The sequence below is a fragment of the Paenibacillus donghaensis genome (assembly GCF_002192415.1).
Lineage (GTDB): Bacteria > Bacillota > Bacilli > Paenibacillales > Paenibacillaceae > Paenibacillus_AQ > Paenibacillus_AQ donghaensis.
Genome location: NZ_CP021780.1, coordinates 6,930,424 through 6,947,678, shown reverse-complemented (window position 1 = coordinate 6,947,678; position 17,255 = coordinate 6,930,424). Strand labels below are relative to the sequence as shown.

At 43.7% G+C, this 17,255-nt stretch carries 20 protein-coding genes; 15 read left to right on the top strand and 5 right to left on the bottom strand.

Annotation, left to right across the window (positions count from 1 at the left end; translation table 11 throughout):
• The first annotated feature begins 67 nt into the window (after positions 1–67).
• Entirely contained in the window at positions 68–247 is a 180-nt protein-coding gene (locus B9T62_RS39635) for a hypothetical protein (protein ID WP_157794086.1), read from the top strand.
• A gap of 94 nt (positions 248–341) precedes the next feature.
• Here the strand turns inward: B9T62_RS39635 and B9T62_RS31440 are convergent, their stop codons facing one another.
• Positions 342–686, bottom strand: a complete 345-nt coding sequence (locus B9T62_RS31440) for a helix-turn-helix domain-containing protein (RefSeq protein WP_087918864.1) — start codon at positions 684–686, stop codon at positions 342–344.
• 228 nt (positions 687–914) lie between these two features.
• Between B9T62_RS31440 and B9T62_RS31435 the strand changes: the two genes are divergently transcribed.
• Positions 915–1,526: a DNA-binding protein gene (locus B9T62_RS31435; RefSeq protein WP_087918863.1), complete on the top strand. Its 612-nt coding sequence runs from the start codon at positions 915–917 to the stop codon at positions 1,524–1,526.
• Between the two features lie 415 nt (positions 1,527–1,941).
• Here B9T62_RS31435 and B9T62_RS31430 read toward each other — a convergent pair whose 3' ends face one another.
• A complete protein-coding gene (locus B9T62_RS31430; protein ID WP_087918862.1) occupies positions 1,942–2,205 on the bottom strand; it encodes a transposase in 264 nt (87 codons plus the stop codon).
• 537 nt (positions 2,206–2,742) lie between these two features.
• On the opposite strand from B9T62_RS31430, the gene B9T62_RS31425 reads away from it, so the two are divergent.
• From B9T62_RS31425 to B9T62_RS31415, 3 genes are all read left to right on the top strand, one after another.
• Positions 2,743–3,015 carry a hypothetical protein gene (locus tag B9T62_RS31425; protein WP_087918861.1) on the top strand — a complete coding sequence of 91 codons (273 nt, stop codon included), beginning with the start codon at positions 2,743–2,745 and terminating at the stop codon, positions 3,013–3,015.
• Positions 3,016–3,045: 30 nt separating this feature from the next.
• On the top strand, positions 3,046–3,459 hold the full coding sequence (locus tag B9T62_RS31420; protein WP_087918860.1) for a VOC family protein: 414 nt from the start codon (positions 3,046–3,048) through the stop codon (positions 3,457–3,459).
• Between the two features lie 314 nt (positions 3,460–3,773).
• A complete protein-coding gene (locus tag B9T62_RS31415; protein ID WP_087918859.1) occupies positions 3,774–4,415 on the top strand; it encodes a DEAD/DEAH box helicase family protein in 642 nt (213 codons plus the stop codon).
• A gap of 448 nt (positions 4,416–4,863) precedes the next feature.
• Here the strand turns inward: B9T62_RS31415 and B9T62_RS31410 are convergent, their stop codons facing one another.
• On the bottom strand, positions 4,864–5,223 hold the full coding sequence (locus B9T62_RS31410) for a helix-turn-helix domain-containing protein (RefSeq protein ID WP_087918858.1): 360 nt from the start codon (positions 5,221–5,223) through the stop codon (positions 4,864–4,866).
• Positions 5,224–5,388: 165 nt separating this feature from the next.
• Between B9T62_RS31410 and B9T62_RS31405 the strand changes: the two genes are divergently transcribed.
• From B9T62_RS31405 to B9T62_RS31395, 4 genes are all read left to right on the top strand, one after another.
• Positions 5,389–6,210 (top strand): DNA-binding protein, encoded by an 822-nt coding sequence (locus B9T62_RS31405; protein ID WP_087918857.1) that lies wholly within the window; start codon positions 5,389–5,391, stop codon positions 6,208–6,210.
• 532 nt (positions 6,211–6,742) lie between these two features.
• Positions 6,743–7,066, top strand: coding sequence for a YrpD family protein (locus B9T62_RS31400; protein ID WP_087918856.1), 324 nt, complete (start codon positions 6,743–6,745; stop codon positions 7,064–7,066).
• A gap of 29 nt (positions 7,067–7,095) precedes the next feature.
• The gene (locus B9T62_RS41940; protein ID WP_157794085.1) at positions 7,096–7,245 is read left to right on the top strand and encodes a YrpD family protein; all 150 of its coding nucleotides are present in this window, start codon (positions 7,096–7,098) and stop codon (positions 7,243–7,245) included.
• A gap of 136 nt (positions 7,246–7,381) precedes the next feature.
• Entirely contained in the window at positions 7,382–8,197 is an 816-nt protein-coding gene (locus B9T62_RS31395; protein ID WP_087918855.1) for a copper amine oxidase N-terminal domain-containing protein, read from the top strand.
• A 147-nt stretch (positions 8,198–8,344) separates the two neighbouring features.
• Here B9T62_RS31395 and B9T62_RS41030 read toward each other — a convergent pair whose 3' ends face one another.
• Both B9T62_RS41030 and B9T62_RS31385 read right to left on the bottom strand, forming a co-directional pair.
• Positions 8,345–8,575 (bottom strand): winged helix-turn-helix domain-containing protein, encoded by a 231-nt coding sequence (locus B9T62_RS41030; protein WP_281257781.1) that lies wholly within the window; start codon positions 8,573–8,575, stop codon positions 8,345–8,347.
• Positions 8,576–8,895: 320 nt separating this feature from the next.
• Positions 8,896–9,573 carry a TetR/AcrR family transcriptional regulator gene (locus B9T62_RS31385; protein WP_087918854.1) on the bottom strand — a complete coding sequence of 226 codons (678 nt, stop codon included), beginning with the start codon at positions 9,571–9,573 and terminating at the stop codon, positions 8,896–8,898.
• A 498-nt stretch (positions 9,574–10,071) separates the two neighbouring features.
• Here B9T62_RS31385 and B9T62_RS31380 point away from each other — a divergent pair, with 498 nt between their 5' ends.
• The 6 genes from B9T62_RS31380 to B9T62_RS31365 all read left to right on the top strand — a co-directional run bounded on the left by B9T62_RS31380 (position 10,072) and on the right by B9T62_RS31365 (position 16,764).
• Positions 10,072–11,778: a CocE/NonD family hydrolase gene (locus B9T62_RS31380; protein WP_087918853.1), complete on the top strand. Its 1,707-nt coding sequence runs from the start codon at positions 10,072–10,074 to the stop codon at positions 11,776–11,778.
• Between the two features lie 294 nt (positions 11,779–12,072).
• Complete coding sequence (locus tag B9T62_RS41370; protein ID WP_281257655.1) at positions 12,073–12,204, top strand: hypothetical protein; 132 nt, start codon at positions 12,073–12,075, stop codon at positions 12,202–12,204.
• Complete coding sequence (locus B9T62_RS41935) at positions 12,201–12,281, top strand: putative holin-like toxin (RefSeq protein WP_425436712.1); 81 nt, start codon at positions 12,201–12,203, stop codon at positions 12,279–12,281. The genes B9T62_RS41370 and B9T62_RS41935 overlap by 4 nt, the downstream gene beginning before the upstream one ends.
• 147 nt (positions 12,282–12,428) lie before the next feature.
• Positions 12,429–13,001 (top strand): TetR/AcrR family transcriptional regulator, encoded by a 573-nt coding sequence (locus tag B9T62_RS31375; RefSeq protein ID WP_087918852.1) that lies wholly within the window; start codon positions 12,429–12,431, stop codon positions 12,999–13,001.
• Positions 13,001–16,192 (top strand): bifunctional cytochrome P450/NADPH--P450 reductase, encoded by a 3,192-nt coding sequence (locus B9T62_RS31370; protein WP_087920495.1) that lies wholly within the window; start codon positions 13,001–13,003, stop codon positions 16,190–16,192. The genes B9T62_RS31375 and B9T62_RS31370 overlap by 1 nt, the downstream gene beginning before the upstream one ends.
• A 221-nt stretch (positions 16,193–16,413) precedes the next feature.
• The gene (locus tag B9T62_RS31365; RefSeq protein WP_245864178.1) at positions 16,414–16,764 is read left to right on the top strand and encodes an MFS transporter; all 351 of its coding nucleotides are present in this window, start codon (positions 16,414–16,416) and stop codon (positions 16,762–16,764) included.
• The last annotated feature ends 491 nt before the right edge of the window (positions 16,765–17,255 follow it).

Genomic DNA, 17,255 nt, shown 5'->3' with positions numbered 1-17,255 from the left:
GGGTAAACCCTCAAGGTCTTATATTTCCAACATTGAAATAAATTAAAATCATTATTTTGGTGGGGGTGTGTCAAAGGATAAATCAGGATCGGCTGAGTTGTCCGATGCTTGCCTTGTCATCCATGGTCTGGGTAAAATGCCCAAGCAACTGACTATTAAACGCATCATAGTCAACCGTCAATATAAGGATGCCGATTGGTCCTTTGTAATTCCGCAGACCGGGACGAAAGGCGTTATTCCGGAATAAGAAAATGAAGATCCATAAGAATGGGGGCCCCAATGGTCCCTTTTTCATATTGTGTTAATCAACAAGGGAATTACAGAGATACCCGTATCACTCTTTATTTGAACGCCCCTCTAACCTCCTTGACAATCCGCTTTATTCTCTCAATCTCGTCTACATTAAGCCCGCTCATAGCAACAGTATACTCATCAACTGCTCCTCGCTTAGCTGCTTCGACCGCATTTTGTTTATCATAACTTTGCAGAAGCTCACTTGGATTAATTTTTAAGGCTATCACAATTTTCTCAAGAGAATCTATAGAAAAATTCCGCTCTCCTCGCTCTACTGATCCTATGTATGCATCATCCAGGTTGGATAACTCTGCTAGTTGCTGCTGGGTTAAACCTTTTGCTTTCCGAATATCCCTGATTCTGTCTCCGACCATATTACGTAATTTTGTCATTATTAATCACCTCTCCTAAAGGTTAGGAGAGTCTAGGTATAAATAGCAGGGTTATATAGGCGGTAAAATACATTGCATTAGCTACTTATAAGGAGTATATTTTATTTATTCTACTACCTCTTAGTGAATAGATAAAGAAGCTTTTTTCTGAAAATTACTCTTTATAAGGAGGTTTCACCCATCCACCTCTCCATCCTTAAAGCCTTCAACCCGGATATACTTGTCGAAATGCTGGAATCCGCACTTTTTTTTGAGCAATGGAACAAACTGATTTATACCGCCGATATTCTGCATAATTATGCTCAGCGTATTTATGAAGAAAGGCAGTATTACAAGGCAAAGGGACTAGCAATACCCCTAATTAAGATGGAACATCCGCTTGTTTATTATTTCGGGTTCAGTCAACAGATGCGGGGAATTGCATATCAGAAGCTCGAAAGATATGAGCAGGCCAAAGATAGCATTTACAGATACGCAGAACTTGGCTGGATAGAGGATTTGGGGGAGGAAGGTATAGAAATCGCCCGAAATTTTCGGTTTTTGGCAAAAGTGAATTTATATGCCGTGGAGATTCTATCAGGGAGGACGGAACTTCTGAATGACTATGTGCGCTTTCTTCAAACCTATCCTAAGGGGATGCTGGATGGTCTGGATGTAATTATACAAACTGCTCTGTGCTATAAATTGAATGTGGATGAGCAACTTTGCCTTTTAAGTGATCAAATAGCAGGAATCAAAACTGAAAAGGATGCAGAAGTGCAGTCGAAGTATAGCAAATTCACTAGTCTTGTAGATTTATATAACAAGCAGAAGGCTCAATACACCGGTTATTTAGTTTGACTATTCTCCCATCCCATTTCCACACGCCTTAGAAGGCTGTCTAGGCGTTATGATGATGGAATAGATGCAAATATTGTTACTACTTAGGACCCTGCGAGACTCCAAGCCCTTGAACTAGGTAACCTGCATTCTAGCGGACCGTATAGCCCCTATTTCCTCCTATCTGCGATCTTTTGACGTCTTACGGACCGTATAGCCCCTAAGTCGTCAAAACAGGCTCAAAAGCGAGGGTTTTCTGTGATATAGAGGCTCCTGAGTCCGCAACCGTCTGAAATCGAAGCGAGGGTTACGAGCGAAGAGGGTTAGGGGACCTAAGTAGTAACCAAAACTGCAACTAATTTCAGCTCAAACGTGACCAATCAGGCGATTAAGTGCATTTCTGCAACTAATCTCCAGTAAATCAGGATTATTACGCTCAAACGCCAAAATTATTTTTGGGCTCCTTTAACTGTCTCACTAATTCTCGAAATGAGGGGATCTCAGGACGGGTGAAGTACAAATAATGCATCCGAAAGCAGACTCTTTGATCCACGGGAGGACGACCGCCGTCCTTGTAGAGTGGAGCAATCTTCTCAAGCACAATGGCGTCATCCACATGATCGATATAATCGATGAGTTCAGGGTCAAAGCCGAGTGTGGTATAGTAGTGGTAGGGTAGCAGTTCTAACTGCAACTCCATGAAAATGCACCTCGCGTATTGGTTTGATGGTTGTAGTGGTACTTCCATTTTACTATTTTTCGCTTCGGTGCATTTTTGTTTTCATCTGAAATTGCGGGCTTTTTGAACAGGCTCTGATAACGTTCTACAAGAATTGAAATCTAATGATATTAGAAAGTTCTTGGGGGCTAATTGCGAACTCTTTTTAAAGAGCTCTTCTAAGTATGATTGAAAGTGAGTTTTTCTGATAAAGAACGAATTGAAATAGCGCCCTATGACAACAAACAATATAATGAAGTGAATTACGTTTTTTCTTCTCAACTTACAAGTTTGTTACATTAAGTGGATTCCTGATTTTTGGTGCTAATCAACAACATCGGCTAGAGATTGATGAGTTGAATATTGAGAAATAAAAGGGATGGAGATGGACGGGCTTGTTCCTTTTTGGGAAAATTTTCTGTATGTTTAATCATGCAAGGCCGGGAATAACTTACCAAAAAGGGCCCGACAAGTTGGTATGAGGAGGGGAACAGAATTGTCCGTCCTGGAGGAACCCTTTTGTTGTTTCATCCTGGCGATGGCAATGGTGAAGGTGGAGAAATGGGACTATGTTTTCCGGGTCTATTTCCTCCGCCTTCATTAGGTACCCCAATCTTAGATAAAATTCAGGAAAGGTTGGAGACAAGTGGTCTGACCGACATCCAATTGTCTATCTTAAAGGAAACAACATGGATCCCAACACCTGAAGATGTAATTGCTTTGGTGTTCAAGCTAAAGCATCAGAGTATATCAGTAAGTGAAACAACTTTTTTTATTGGCGCTATAAAATAGGACCAGATGTTGGAAGGAGGAGTTATGAGCATGAGAGTAAAATTAGAAGGAATCACTGTTTTGGCGCTTGATGTTTCTAGATTGACTAGCTTTTATCGTGATGTCCTAGGATTTAAGGCTATTATTGAAGATAATCATTACGCTGAATTTGAGAATAACGGCGTTCGTCTAGCCATCTTCTCGGCACCCTTAATGGCAGATAACACGAACGGTCATCATTCTTTTGTAGAAGAGCGTAAAGGGCAAGCCTTTGAGCTTAACTTCGAATGTGATTCTCCTGAGGATGTGCATGTTATGTATGATGATTTTGTTTCAAAAGGGGCTACGGGGATAACAGCGCCGAAGGCGATGTCCTGGGGGCACACCACGGGCTTCTTTGCAGATCCAGAAGGTAACATTCATTCCCTCTTTGCGGTTAACCCCGTAACGCCGGAGAATACTTAAGGATCAAACTCCAATGAATTGTGAGAGTTAAAAAGCAGCGGTTCACCGCTCTGTTCAAACTATGAAGGGCACCTGATGGGTGCCCTTTAATTTCGCAGTGTAGATGATACGCTGAACCGTATCATAAGTAAGGGCAAGTTTTTTTGGAGAATTCCTTGCGGTGCAAATTATGAAGTATAAAAGGATTTACCTGCAGTTCGTGGAATATTATTACTATGCTCCTGAAAGGAGGATTTAATATGTACTTTCACTGTTATAGAAAGCCGATAAGAATCCGCCAACTTCCTCAATATTAAAATTTGAGGAGGGTAAATATGAAAATAAATGATACTTATCTGAAAGAACAATTAAAGCATGTTTATTGGTTAAATGGTGGTTGTTGCGCGGGCAAGACCACAATGACAAAGAAATTTGTTGAGGAGTTAGGATTTCAAACACTAGAAGATGATGTCCTAAAATATAGACCATTCACTAGCCCTGTTGAATACCCTGCCCTTCAATATCCTCATCCCGATTTAGACTGGAATGAGTGGTTTAATAAACCCATAGATGAACATTGTCAATGGCTTTTTCAAATTGTCGAAGAGATGATGGAATTTTTTGTTATTGATTTGTTGAAAATGCCTACTGATACACCAATCATTATAGATTTAGGAATAATGCCCGAACAAATATTACCCTTTATTCCTAAAGAAAGAATGATATGTCTCTATACGTCTGATGAAGAAATTGAAAGGCTATATTTCTTTAGGGAAGACCATAAGATGATTTTGGATGTCATTAACCTTACATTAAATCCAGCGGAAACAATCAAACACGGCAACAAGAATATGGCTAAGTTTTCTCGTGAAATAAGAAATGCCTGTGTTGAAAATGGTATCGAGACGATTGAAAGAACACCTAGTTTGCGTGTTGAAGAACAATTTAGATTAGTTCGTGAACATTTTGGATTGTGATATAGTAAAATCCATAGGTTGATAATTTTTAAAGAAAGGGCCATCCGACAAAGGATGGCCCTAAAACTTGCCGTTACAGACAACACGGAGAACCGTATCATAAATAAAGGTAAGCTTTTTGAAGAGAAAACTGCAGAAGCTTGCAAAAGCAGGTTGATTGGCGTGGGTTTAGAATGGGCCGCGCTTGCTGAAAAGTCGCGGTAAACGTGCTATGAGAGAATCAAGCCGATTCGGGTTATTCCATTCGCTGAACTTTTACAGATTTTGGCGGGTCTAAACACAGGTTATTGAACGGGATGGTGTAGTAGTAGTAAGTTTGGCATTCCAAATGGCGCTCGATCCGCAATACCCTGGGGATGAGCACCATCAAGCTGGTGTTGGGCTTTCTGACAATGCTTTTTTTGTCTTGGTGAAGCTATAAGAATTTAGTCAGGCGCCTAGTGTTTGATTAATCTGTACATTTTGTTTTATCCTTGTTTTTAATCTCCATAGCAGCAATTACTTCATTATTAACCCTAGTGAGTACTGCTATTTCCTCTGTACTCCTACCACTAATCAACACCATATGTTCATCCATCGCCTTACGACGATTAGTATCTTCTTCAAAACGAAAAATCTCAACAGCTGGAACCTGAAATGCCGCAATGATTTTCTCCAGTGTCTCCAAAGAAATATTGCGATCCCCGCGCTCAACACCACCCACATAACTGTAATGAAGCGATGCAGCTTCCGCTAGTTGTTCTTGGGTCCATCCTTTTGCTTTTCTAAGCTCGCGTATCCGATTCCCTACACTTTCTGGTAAATTCATGAATATCACCTCTATTTAAGGTTAGAAGAGGTAGGGCTTGCATTACAGACTATTATGACCAAAACAAAAATTATAATAATTGTACTTAAAAGTACTATTTATATTGACCAACTTAATAAATATCTATACAATTATTTACAAATACATATAAAGGAGGCTCCACCCATGCGCCCATCCATTCTAAAATCACTCAAACCAGATGTTATTGTGGAGATGTTGGAGATGGCTTTTCGCCTGGAGAATTGGGACAAGATGATTAAGACGGCGGATATTTTGTACGATTGTGTTCAGTGTATTTATCAGGAACAGCAGTATAGGAAGGCAAAGGAATTGCTGCTGCTGCCCTTAGAGCTGGAGCATCCACTGGTTTACTATTACGGTTCCAGTCATCTGATGCGTGGGATTGCTCACCAGGAGCAGGGACAGTATGTGGAGTCCAGGGTGTGCATCGATAAGTATGCCGAGCTGGGTTGGTTGGAGGGTCTGGGTGAGGAAGGGCTGGAGGTTGTGGAGGAGTTTAGATTTGTGGCACAAGCGAATGGGCATGCGCTGGATCTGATCTCGGGCCGAGTGGAGGGGCTGGATGCCTATGCGGAGTTTCTGCGGGAGAATCCCGAAGAAGTACTGCCGGGGCTGGATACGATTGTACGGACGGCGCTGCGGCATGGGCTGAATGTAGATGATCTGATTGCTACCTTCGCAGAGCAAACAGCGGAATTCGGGACGTATGAGGATGAAGGGAATCTCGCGCATTACTACCACTATAGTTACCATATAGCGCTATATCATAAGCGGACGGAGAGACGAGGGGAGGCGCTGAAACAGGTGCTGCAAGCGTTGAGTCTGGCTCACCAGTCGGGAAACGATGGTCATTTTAAAAGAAGTCTGGCGCTCTTCGAATCGCTGCGCGAGGGGGCGACGGGGGAGCAGGTGCGGGAGGTTCAGGAGATTTTGAGGGGATGTTTGGGCGGGGAATCAATAGAATAGGCTGGAAAGGGTTGGTCGGCTACCTCTCGAAAGAGGGAGGGAGATAGAACTGATTGATAATGATCTGGAGGGGTTCTTTTGTTCCTCTGGGGACCAAGCGGTTCAGAAATAAAAAATTTGCATCATAATATATGGAGATTTTCTTTATTTTCATTAATTTCAGGCTTGTTCCTGTTCGTCGAACTTAATTTCTCTCAGTTCCCATGGTTTTTCCACCTGCAACGCCACTTTAAATAACTCCGCAATCACATGATCTTCTCGGCTATTGGATATCTTCATTTTTCTTCCCGCCCCTATTAGTCTTCTTAGGAACAGTCTGCTCTACTTCTCTATGGTTTAGACCTCACCCATCAAATATAGCGACGAAGCTTAATTTCTTTACCTGAGACGTTTAACTATACATATGTGGAAGGAGACACAGGATATTTTTATGAGAAGTCTTCTGTAAGTAGTAAAGAGTTTGTAGTAACCAGTAACCTACCCTGTAGATAGTGTAGAACAACCTCAGCTCGTATCTAATTCGGGTAATCTTTTGACTGCTGCCGCCGATGCTATCCCCGGTGGTATTGACGGACGAGCCACTGTTCAAAAGAATGGAAGTATTGGCACATTTGTTATTCATACTCCAACTTCAACAAACGGCCCTACATCACGGACTTATATTTATAGCGGTTTCTCTGGCACAGGGAAAAACAAGGCAGGTACGAGTGCCAGAGCTATCGAAGCCGATATGGGATTGGTGTACTCCAATGCCTATGGAGTTAACAAATGGCAACCAATTATTAACTACTACTGGGGAAGTGAAGCGGACGGACATACAACTCCAGGAGATCGTATAAGTCCATATAATATTTAGTTGCAATTGCCGATACAGTAGTCAATAAAGTGCCGCAAGGGGATGCAGGTGGGACAGTCACAGGCTCATTCGCAAACATTCTCATTGATAGTGCCGCCTCAACACCTGTTCTCAACTCAACCGATTTTGCTAATGTATCAATTAGCGGCAATAATACAACAATAACCGTTTCAAAATAATCCAACGTATGTGTATACTAAAGGTCAGGGTACGCGGATTGAAGACACCTTATATAATGAGCCGTTGAGTAATTTGCAGTGTTATCACTAAGGTGTCTTCGTTCACTATATTACCGAAAGGTGGCTTTCTTTGATTATGAAACGAATGCTGATGATCCTTGGTCTGACGCTCACCCTTTGTTTATCTGTACCTGTGGCAGATATGGCGGCGGCCAAAACCGCAACGGTAAACTCACCCGTCCTTTTACAAATCAACCAGTATTACGTGACCTACACCGCACCGCGATCTCCATACCTCGATCAGAACAATCGTCTGATGGTTCCGCTGCGGAGTCTATCTGATTTATTGGCTGCGGAAGTGACCTATGATGCCGTGAACAAAAGCGCGGTGATCTCTAGAAAGAACCTGTTCAATCAAAAAGAGAACAGATACAGCCTAAAAATGACCATTGGAGTAAAAGATATTGAACTTAATGGTGTAGCCTCGGAAATGGATACCATTCCTGTCTTGATTCAAGGAAGTATGTACATTCCGCTCAGTGTAGTTGCCAAAGCCCTTCATCTGGATACACAGTGGGATTCAAACCAAAGAATAACTCGTATATCCGAAGATCCCGCTTATCTTCCTTCTGGAATCGTAAGCGATGAGGAGCATGTTCTGGGTCAGCATTCCGATCCTTCTGTTAGACCCATCCAATCCATCATTCAAACCATAGCAAATAAGGATGGAGTCCCTCTTATTAAGATGCAGCTAACTTCACAAAACACAGGGAAATCGACATTTGGTGATAATCATTATTTGCGTTTTTATGTTCAGGATTCAAACTTTAGTCATTTTGACCTCTACAACCAAGCTCAAACGAAACCCGGCGCTACCTTCTCCGTGGAAACTACAAATACTATTCTGGCAAAATCGCTTCGGTATATTCTAGTTGAGCCATGTGTGGACTAGAGCCCATATGATTCAACGCTCAAGATGTCCTAACCCAGTATCGCAGCGCTGCTGCCCAATACAAGCAAATAGACCGCCCTCATAGCAAGGAATGCGGTCTATTCGTCGTAGCCTATTCGCTGAAGCCAAGCACCCTTAAAAGCGGCTTCACGGTTGAAACCGGTATCCTGCACCCCATACGGTTTGAATGAACTTCGGATCGCCGGGGTCCTGCTCAATCTTGTCGCGGAGTCTGTTGATATGAACAGCTACAGTGGCATTATCTCCTATGGCGTCAAAGCCCCAAATCCGCTCGTATAAGGAATCTTTGCTGAATACGATATCCGCGTTAACAACCAGAAAATGCAACAGATCGAATTCCTTTTTTTTCAGATCCAGCTCCCGGCCATGAAGGTAGGCTCTGTGCGATCGAGTATTGATTACGAAGGGACCGATCTCGATGCTGCTGCTCTAGACTATCGTTCCGTTTCCGCCTTTGAGGCGCGTATATTGTGCTAAATTTGACTTGACCGCTTGAATACAAAGCGGGTAAGAAAGCGGTTTGTTATAAAAATAGCAGCGATTATTCCCAAGGCTGCCAGTACGGCGAACATAATCATAACTGTAAAGAAGAGCAAAGTATTTGTAGATAGTATACATAAATGAACTGACTTCGGCCTTGCCGTGTGTTTAGTCAGATCGTACGTGACTTGGCGGCCTCATGTTGAGCCTTCGAAGCCTCCACCCGATTGATCTGGTTTGTAGCATAGCTTGGGGGGAAGAGTTTTATCAACCTGCGTTATCCGACAATACATGGCCATTCCTTCTTTGGTTAGATGAGGCAGTATAAGGCTCCATAGGATAGACAAGATATTTTTTTGCTTTGGAAGAAATTTTTGGAGAAGAATTATTTCCTGTGTGCCATACATATTTATCGATAGTACAGAAATAGACAAATCTTCATATTGCCCGGTATATAATTCTTCTTTCATAATTCCTTTATTAACAAACCCCTTAAATATGTTGGTAAAAAGCGTATAGAAATCATTAACAACCTTAATTTGCATTTCAGCTATCTCCGAATACAACTTAGGCAATTCTGTAAAACTGGAGAAATAAAAGAAATATTTTTCACGGAATGCATTAAGAATTAAAAACTGCTGATTCAGCCCTTCGATAGAAACCTCCGCTGAGAAATTTAAATTTTGGTATTCTTCATACTGCATTGCCATAACACCGATCATAAGATCATATTTTTTTTTGAAATAGTATGTCAAATTACCAGGACTTATATTTAACGCATCGGAAATATCCCTCAATGTTACATAGGCATATCCTTTTTTATTAAATAATTCAATTGAAGTCTCAAGGATCTTATCTCTTAAATTAATATCCATGTCTATCTCCTTTATAGCGTTTGTGCTATGCACTTGAAATCAAAAGCATTATATCATAAATTGTTTCTTCAAGCTGAAATAAGTAGTTTGATTAAGAATACGGAAGAATTCGAGAGATAATTTGCGAAAATCCTCAGCCAAGAATGCCATTCAATAAAGACCAGAGTTGAATTACTGCATTTGCAGGAATATACTACTTTTAGTACATGTGTACTAAAACTTTTCTGAATAATTATTGGAGGGAGTGAATCCACTTGCAAGAAATCAGAAAGAGATCTATTGAACAGCCTTTGATAGGGATGATCGGGCATGGTGTTAATTATGTCGATTATCATATGATGTTAATGGAATTAAACAGTTCTATGACGAGGTTTCCAGCAAGGATAAGAGCCTAGTAGTATATCCAGGGAAAGTTCACAATGCGATTGAACAGGATACAGAAGCACGCTGCTTATGGATTGACTGGTTTGAAGAAAAACTATCAAATAGAGGCAAGCTATGAATCCATTACCTATCGACATTAACGAAAGAAGTAATCACTTTTATGAACTTACTTGGAAAGAAGTACAGATTCCTATGAGAGACGGGAATTATCTCGCCGCAAATCTTTATCAGCCTAATGTAGATGGGAGTTTTCCAGTAATCTTGACGATGTGTCCGTATGGAAAGGATCTGCATTTCTCGCAATTTGCTCCTGCTAATCCAACGATCGCAATAGAATATACACACTCGCAGGATAAAGGGCCCTTAATTAGTTGGGAAACACCAAATCCTGAATTTTGGGTGCCACAAGGCTATACTGTCTTGCGAGTAGATGAACGTGGTATCGGTAATTCTCCAGGAAAGCTGGATATATTATCAAATGCTTTGAAGAAAGATTATTATGATGCAATCGAATGGGCTGGAACGCAACCATGGAGCAATGGAAAGATAGGGCTGCTGGGCATCTCCTATTTGGCTATGAGTCAATGGGCCGTGGCATCCGAACAACCTCCTCATTTAGCTTGTATCATACCTTGGGAAGGTACAGTAGATTATTATGCAGAATTCTGTTATCCGGGCGGAATCCAGGCGAACGGTTTTCTTTCATTCTGGTGGAAGAACGGAGTTTTGGCGCATCAATACAATCCAGATGGAAGATTCTCGGAAGAACAATTGCAAGCCAATCGCGCTGATTTCCCGGAGATGGTAAAAAACAATCCATTACGTGATCAATCGTGGACGAATCGATTCTCTGATTTGAGTAAAGTAGAGGTGCCTTTATTATCCGCAAGCAACTGGTTTAGCGCCGGAATGCATACCCGTGGAAATTTTCTGGGTTTTCAGAATGCGGTATCAGAGCACAAGTGGCTTGAAGTACATATCGGGAGCCATGTTGGCGCATTTTACAGCGCTCAGGGTCGGGAACTGCAGAAAAAATTTCTGGATTATTGGCTTAAAGGTCTCGATACTGGCATAATGAGGGAACCGAAAGTGAAGCTTGCCATTCCTCGCGGAGGCAATAACTACACATGGCGCTACGAGAACGAGTATCCGCTTAAGCGCACCCAATGGATCCGCTTTTACCTTGATGCAAGCTCGAATCTGCTTTCGCAAGAGCCTCCGCAAGCCAAGGCCCAGCTTTGCTATGAAGGCGATAAGGAGTGCGAGTCAAAGCACTGGGCAAAGCCTTTTATGGTGAAAGAATTCTCGAGAGAGGAAAACAATTCAAAGCGTGTTCTGTTTGAAACCGATCCGTTTGATAACGAAACAGAAATTCTCGGGCCTATCAAACTCCGTTTGTGGGCATCGTCAACTACAGATGATATGGACATTTTCGTATCTTTGCGAAATATTGACTCACTAGGCAATGAGGTCGTTAACTCAGGAGCACTAACAGAGAAATTCCCAATTAGCCAGGGTTGGCTGCGCGCTTCCTTACGTAAAACTGATGATGAATTATCCACGGAGTATAAGCCTTATTACACCTTCGATGAGGTTCAAAAGCTGGTTCCAGGAGAAGTCTATTGCTTGGATATTGAGATATGGGATAGCGCAATTATTGTAGCTAAAGGAAACCGGTTGCTCCTGGAAATTGGAAGCCAGAATCAGAGTGGCTGCGCACTGCTGACTCAGACGGGGGATGACAGGGTTTGGGATGCAGACATTACTCTATATACAGGGGATAAATTTGATTCTTATTTGTTGCTGCCGATCATACCCTAACTGAGTTCAAGTTGACATTTCATGTTTCTCATAGTTTGAACACAGGTCCTAAAACAATAAAAAATAAAAAAAGTCAAAGAGAGACTCTAATTTTATTTGAACAAATGCGTTTCCATGGTTTCGAGCAAAATTGTGTTTTTGCTGAAAAAAATACTGTATTGCTGCTAAAATCTATATTGGTAATGAATACACTTATGATAATTTAATTAAAAAAAGTTATGGATTCAATCGGCAAATTTATTTAGATAGAACAACCCTCCATTATGCGCTTTTCGCCTGGAGAATTGGAACAAGATGATAGAGGCGGCCGATATTTTGTACGATTATGTGCAGAGTATTCATCAGGAACGGCAGTATCGGAAGGCAAAGGAATTGCCGCTGCTGTCGGTAGAGCTAGAGGCTGAGATTTTGAGGGATGCCTTGTGACAGTATTCGAAGCAATGATGCTTATGCTAACCTTTGGGTTGCTAATCGTAGCGCTACTGTCTAATAAACGCAAATAGACCGCCCCCTGCAAAGGCATGCGGTCTATTCGTCGTAGCTCCCGCTGGTGGGAAAGTTGAATGTATTTCTTATATGGTATATATTTATATCAAATGATATGAATAACTATCAAATTATAATAAATTACCACGAAAGAAGGGCTAACGATGGCAAATGCCAGATCAACGACGAAAGAGGCCAAGCATAATGCGATTCTGGATGCGGCAACGGAGCTTTTGGTAGAGAAGCCTGCGGCTTCGCTGAATGAAATTGCCAATTATGCCGGCATTGGCATTGCTACCCTCCATCGATATGTGGAGAGCAGGGAGCAGTTAATGCTGCAGCTCGGGTTAAGGGCTGTGCAGGTCGTAGGAGAGGTAATGAGCCGAATCCCTGTGGATGAGGAAGGCAACGAAACCTATATTCCAGAATTAGTTGAAGCGCTGATCCCGCTAGGGGATAAAATCTATTATCTAGCTCACGATACTTCGCTGAATTACAGCCAAGAGATGCTGGCAGCCGAGGCCAAGCTTAAGGAACCGGTACAGCAGATGATCGAGTCGTTGCAGCGCAAAGGTTATTTTCGCCAGGATATGAGCAGCCAGTGGATTCTGAATGTGCTGTATTCCCTGCTCTTTGTCACCTGGCAGCAGATACAAGAAGGTCATATTGCCAAGAAATCCGCTGCGGGGCTTGTCTTGGAGACATTATACAACGGTTTTAAAGGAGGACATTCATGATAAAAGAAGCAGGGTATATCCCGCAGCCCAAAACGTTTGGCCCCCTTGGCAACCTTCCTTTAATAGACAAAGATCAACCGACTCTTTCGCTATGCAAGCTGGCTGAGGAGTACGGCCCTATTTACCGCCTAAAGCTCCCCGGCTATTCCGGCCTGGTCGTTTCCGGACATGAACTGGTGGCTGATGTTTGTGATATCTCCCGCTTCGATAAACAAATTTACAGTGAATTAGAGAATGTACGAGCTTTTGGCGGTGATGGTCTATTTACAAGCAGAACGAACGAGCCCAATTGGCAAAAAGCCCATAACATCCTACTCCCTACTTTTAGCAAGCAAGCCATGAAAGGGTACCATTCCATGATGGTAGACATTGCCTTGCAGTTGATTCAAAAATGGGCACGTCTTAACCCGAATGAGAGTATTGATGTGCCAGATGACATGACCCGGCTTACGCTGGACACGATTGGATTATGCGGATTCAATTACCGTTTTAACAGTTACTATAGAGAAACGCATAGCCCCTTTATCAATAGTATGGTTCGCGCTCTAAATGAAGCCATGCATAAAAGTGCACGGCTGGAGATTCAGAACAAACTTATGGTACGAACAAGACGCCAATTTAATCAGGATGTTCAGACGATGTTTTCATTAGTGGACACCATTATTGAAGAACGCAAGGCGAACGGGGACCGGGGGGAAACGGACTTGCTCGCCCGCATGCTTAACGGGAAGGACCCGGAGACTGGAGAGTCGCTGGATGACGAGAATATCCGGTATCAAATGATCACGTTCTTAATCGCGGGGCATGAGACGACAAGCGGTTTATTGTCTTTTGCGCTCTATTTTCTAATAAAAAATCCGGATTCCCTTAAGAAAGCCTATCTGGAAGTGGATCAGGTACTGACAAGTCCGTCTCCAGAGTATTCACAGGTTCTACAGCTCCATTACATTCGCATGATTCTAAACGAATCGTTGCGTCTATGGCCCACCGCCCCGGGCTTTGAACTATATGCCAAAGAAGATACGGTAATTGGAGGAAAGTATCCCGTTAAGAAAGGCGAGAATGTTGGAGTTCTCCTGCCACAGCTTCATCGGGACAAAGAGGCCTGGGGAGAAGACGCCGATGAATTCCGACCCGAGCGCTTCGAAGATCCCGATAAAGTTCCTAATCATGCCTACAAGCCATTCGGTAATGGTCAACGAGCTTGTATTGGGATGCAGTTTGCACTTCACGAAGCAACGCTAGTCCTTGGGATGATTCTTCAGCATTTCGAATTAATTGATCATACGAGCTATCAGCTTAACGTAAAGCAGACCTTAACGCTGAAGCCGGGAGACTTCACTATGCGGGTGCAGCCCCGAAATAAACTCCAGACAAGTGCTCTTGCTCAAGAATTGGAAGCGAAGGATTCAGATAACAATGGAGATAAGCGGAACCTCGGCCGGGTTCAGAGCTCCATCATAGGGGCAGAACATATACCTTTGCTCGTGCTGTATGGATCAGATTTAGGAACGGCAGAGCGGATTGCCCGGGAGCTCTCTGATATTGCACAAATATATGGTTTCAAGAGTGAGGTTGCGCCGCTAAATGATTGGAAAGGGAAGTTACCGAAGGAAGGGGCTGTACTGATCGTTACCGCTTCTTATAATGGACAGCCTCCGAGAAATGCGCGTGAGTTCGTGCAATGGCTGGAAGGGGTAGAACCGGGTGAGCTTGAAGGCGTTCATTATGCGGTATTCGGTTGTGGAGACCGCAGTTGGTCGAGTACGTATCAGAATGTGCCAAAATTAATTGATGAGCAGCTCGCTCTAAAAGGAGCCCGGAGGCTCTCCCCGCGTGGTGAAGCAGATGCCGGCGGAGACTTCGAGAAGCAGGTTGAAGAATGGCAGGAACGCATGTGGTCTGATGTTATGATGGCTTTCAATCTGAAATTAAATGAGGATGCGGAGAACAAAAGAAGTGCCCTTAACGTTCAGTTCGTCAGTGGAATGGAGGCGATGCCTCTGGCCCAAACCTACGAAGCTGTTTACGCTTCGGTGACGGAAAACCGTGAACTTCAGAAGACTGATAGCGGAAGGAGCACCCGGTATATTGAGATCGCACTGCCAGAAGGAGTCAGGTATCAGGAGGGCGATCACCTTGGGGTGCTGCCATGCAACAGCAGAGAGAATGTGGAGCGGATTGTACGGCGGTACGGATTGAATAGGAAGGATCAATTGATTCTGACGGCAAATGGACGAAACGCTGTACATCTTCCCTTGGACCGCCCCGTTAATCTCCAGGATCTGCTCAGTCACTGTGTAGAGGTGCAGGAAGCTGCTACCCGTGCGCAGCTGCGTGAGCTTGCGGCTTACACCGTTTGCCCTCCGCACAAGCGAGAACTTACGGCTTTGTTGGAGGAGGAAGCCTACAAGGATCAGATCTTGAAGAAACGGCTCACGATGCTGGACCTGCTTGAGAAGTACGAAGCCTGCGAAATGCCGTTTGAACGGTTTCTGGAGTTATTGCCGCCCCTTAAACCTAGATACTATTCGATCTCAAGCTCTCCGCGAGCCAACCCGGAACGTGCCAGTATTACTGTAGCTGTGGTGCAGGGTTCTGCCTGGAGCGGACGCGGCGACTATCACGGAGTTGCCTCTAATTACTTAGCCGAATGCAAGGCGGCCGAAGAGATTCTCATGTTCGTTCGTACACCCGATTCTGGATTCCAACTCCCGGAAGATCCAAGAACACCGGTTATCATGGTGGGGCCCGGGACAGGAGTAGCACCTTTTAGGGGATTTTTACAGGCGCGTGCTGCAATCAGGCAAGTAGGGGCGGATTTGGGTGAAGCCCGGCTTTATTTTGGATGCAGGAATGAATGGGATTATATATATCGGGAAGAGCTTGAACAATATGAAAGAGACGGTATCGTTACTCTTCGTACTGCTTTTTCTCGAATGGAAGGCAAATCCAAAACATATGTACAGCATTTGATGGAACAGGATGCAGCCGAGATAGTGAGCTTGCTTTCCACAGGAGGGCGGATTTATGTATGCGGGGATGGCAGTGAAATGGCCCCGGATGTCGAGTCAGCCTTACAGCAAGCCTACCTTGCGATACATGGAGTAGGACAACAAGAAGCAAGAGCTTGGCTTAACAACCTGGAAGCCGAGGGGCGTTACGCCAAAGATGTATGGGCAAAGACATAAAGAATGTGGTAAATGATTCGGTGCTGGGTGTGAAGGAATCTATGCTGACGAAGGACCCTGAAACGGTACAAAAGGCAGTAAACGCCTTGGTCACGGGTTGGTGGATATGCAAGCGTAATAAGAGCGGTCAGCCTACCAAAATAAAGAGGTGATGATGATGGAGCTATCTGCCGATTTGATTATGCCGGAGCGAACGGCGTTGATCATAGTGGATGTGCAGAATGATTACTGCCACCCGGAGGGTTCATAACCTTGGGCTGTTCACTTTTGCGGCAGGCGCATTGGGGTGTGCGCTGGCTCCGAATGCTGCGCTGCTGCTGGGATTCCGGGTCATTCAAGGGATTGGCGCCTCAATGTATCAAGCTACCAATATGGCGCTGATTGTCGAGGTCTTTCCGAAGGAGCAGCGGGGGCGGGCGCTCGGGCTGATGAGTACGTTTGTGGCCGCAGGTTCGATGGCCGGTCCGGCGCTGGGCGGGTTTCCTGGTGCAGTGGTTCTCCTGGGAGAGCAACTTCTGGCTGCTGGCCGGGGTGTCGGTCGCCGTAAGAGTAAATTGACTCTAAGTATTTAAGCAACAGTTTCTATATTGAAATCAATACGTCCCTTTCGGAGTGAACTGGCCGAGGTCCCTTAAGGTAGAGTCAAAAAATTTAAGAATAAGTTCATTCTCAGTTTCAATACAATAATACTCATTTATATCTGCTTTTCCGCTCTGCAATATATTCGCAAGTATAGGAGAGAACAGCGCTAAATCGGTCAGGCTTAAATGTTTGCCACAAAATCATCAATATCACGCTTCGATAACCGCCCAAAGTGTGAGTATTACAAATGCTATAAACACAGTAATCCTAATCCTGTTTCAGATGCTGGTACTTGAGTATATTCTACTGTGTCGGAGGGAGGGAGAGCTAATCGCGATGAGAAGAATGCCTGGGTCAAGGCCAAAGAAGGTTGACGCCCACTGGCCCAATCGTTCAGTATATAGGATGAACAAACGCAATCAAATCAGAGGACCCATTGAACTCGGTTGAGGTCCGATCCTGTACCCTTGCACCTTGGCGT

Coding starts and splice junctions, on each gene's coding strand:
- B9T62_RS31410 (WP_087918858.1), bottom strand. CDS start 5,223: ATGAATTTACCAGAAAGTGTAGGGAATCGGATACGCGAGCTTAGAAAA.
- B9T62_RS31430 (WP_087918862.1), bottom strand. CDS start 2,205: ATGGAGTTGCAGTTAGAACTGCTACCCTACCACTACTATACCACACTC.
- B9T62_RS31420 (WP_087918860.1), top strand. CDS start 3,046: ATGAGAGTAAAATTAGAAGGAATCACTGTTTTGGCGCTTGATGTTTCT.
- B9T62_RS31435 (WP_087918863.1), top strand. CDS start 915: ATGCTGGAATCCGCACTTTTTTTTGAGCAATGGAACAAACTGATTTAT.
- B9T62_RS31365 (WP_245864178.1), top strand. CDS start 16,414: ATGATTACTGCCACCCGGAGGGTTCATAACCTTGGGCTGTTCACTTTT.
- B9T62_RS41370 (WP_281257655.1), top strand. CDS start 12,073: ATGATAGAGGCGGCCGATATTTTGTACGATTATGTGCAGAGTATTCAT.
- B9T62_RS31395 (WP_087918855.1), top strand. CDS start 7,382: ATGAAACGAATGCTGATGATCCTTGGTCTGACGCTCACCCTTTGTTTA.
- B9T62_RS31385 (WP_087918854.1), bottom strand. CDS start 9,573: ATGGATATTAATTTAAGAGATAAGATCCTTGAGACTTCAATTGAATTA.
- B9T62_RS31380 (WP_087918853.1), top strand. CDS start 10,072: ATGAATCCATTACCTATCGACATTAACGAAAGAAGTAATCACTTTTAT.
- B9T62_RS31405 (WP_087918857.1), top strand. CDS start 5,389: ATGCGCCCATCCATTCTAAAATCACTCAAACCAGATGTTATTGTGGAG.
- B9T62_RS31415 (WP_087918859.1), top strand. CDS start 3,774: ATGAAAATAAATGATACTTATCTGAAAGAACAATTAAAGCATGTTTAT.
- B9T62_RS31440 (WP_087918864.1), bottom strand. CDS start 686: ATGACAAAATTACGTAATATGGTCGGAGACAGAATCAGGGATATTCGG.
- B9T62_RS31375 (WP_087918852.1), top strand. CDS start 12,429: ATGGCAAATGCCAGATCAACGACGAAAGAGGCCAAGCATAATGCGATT.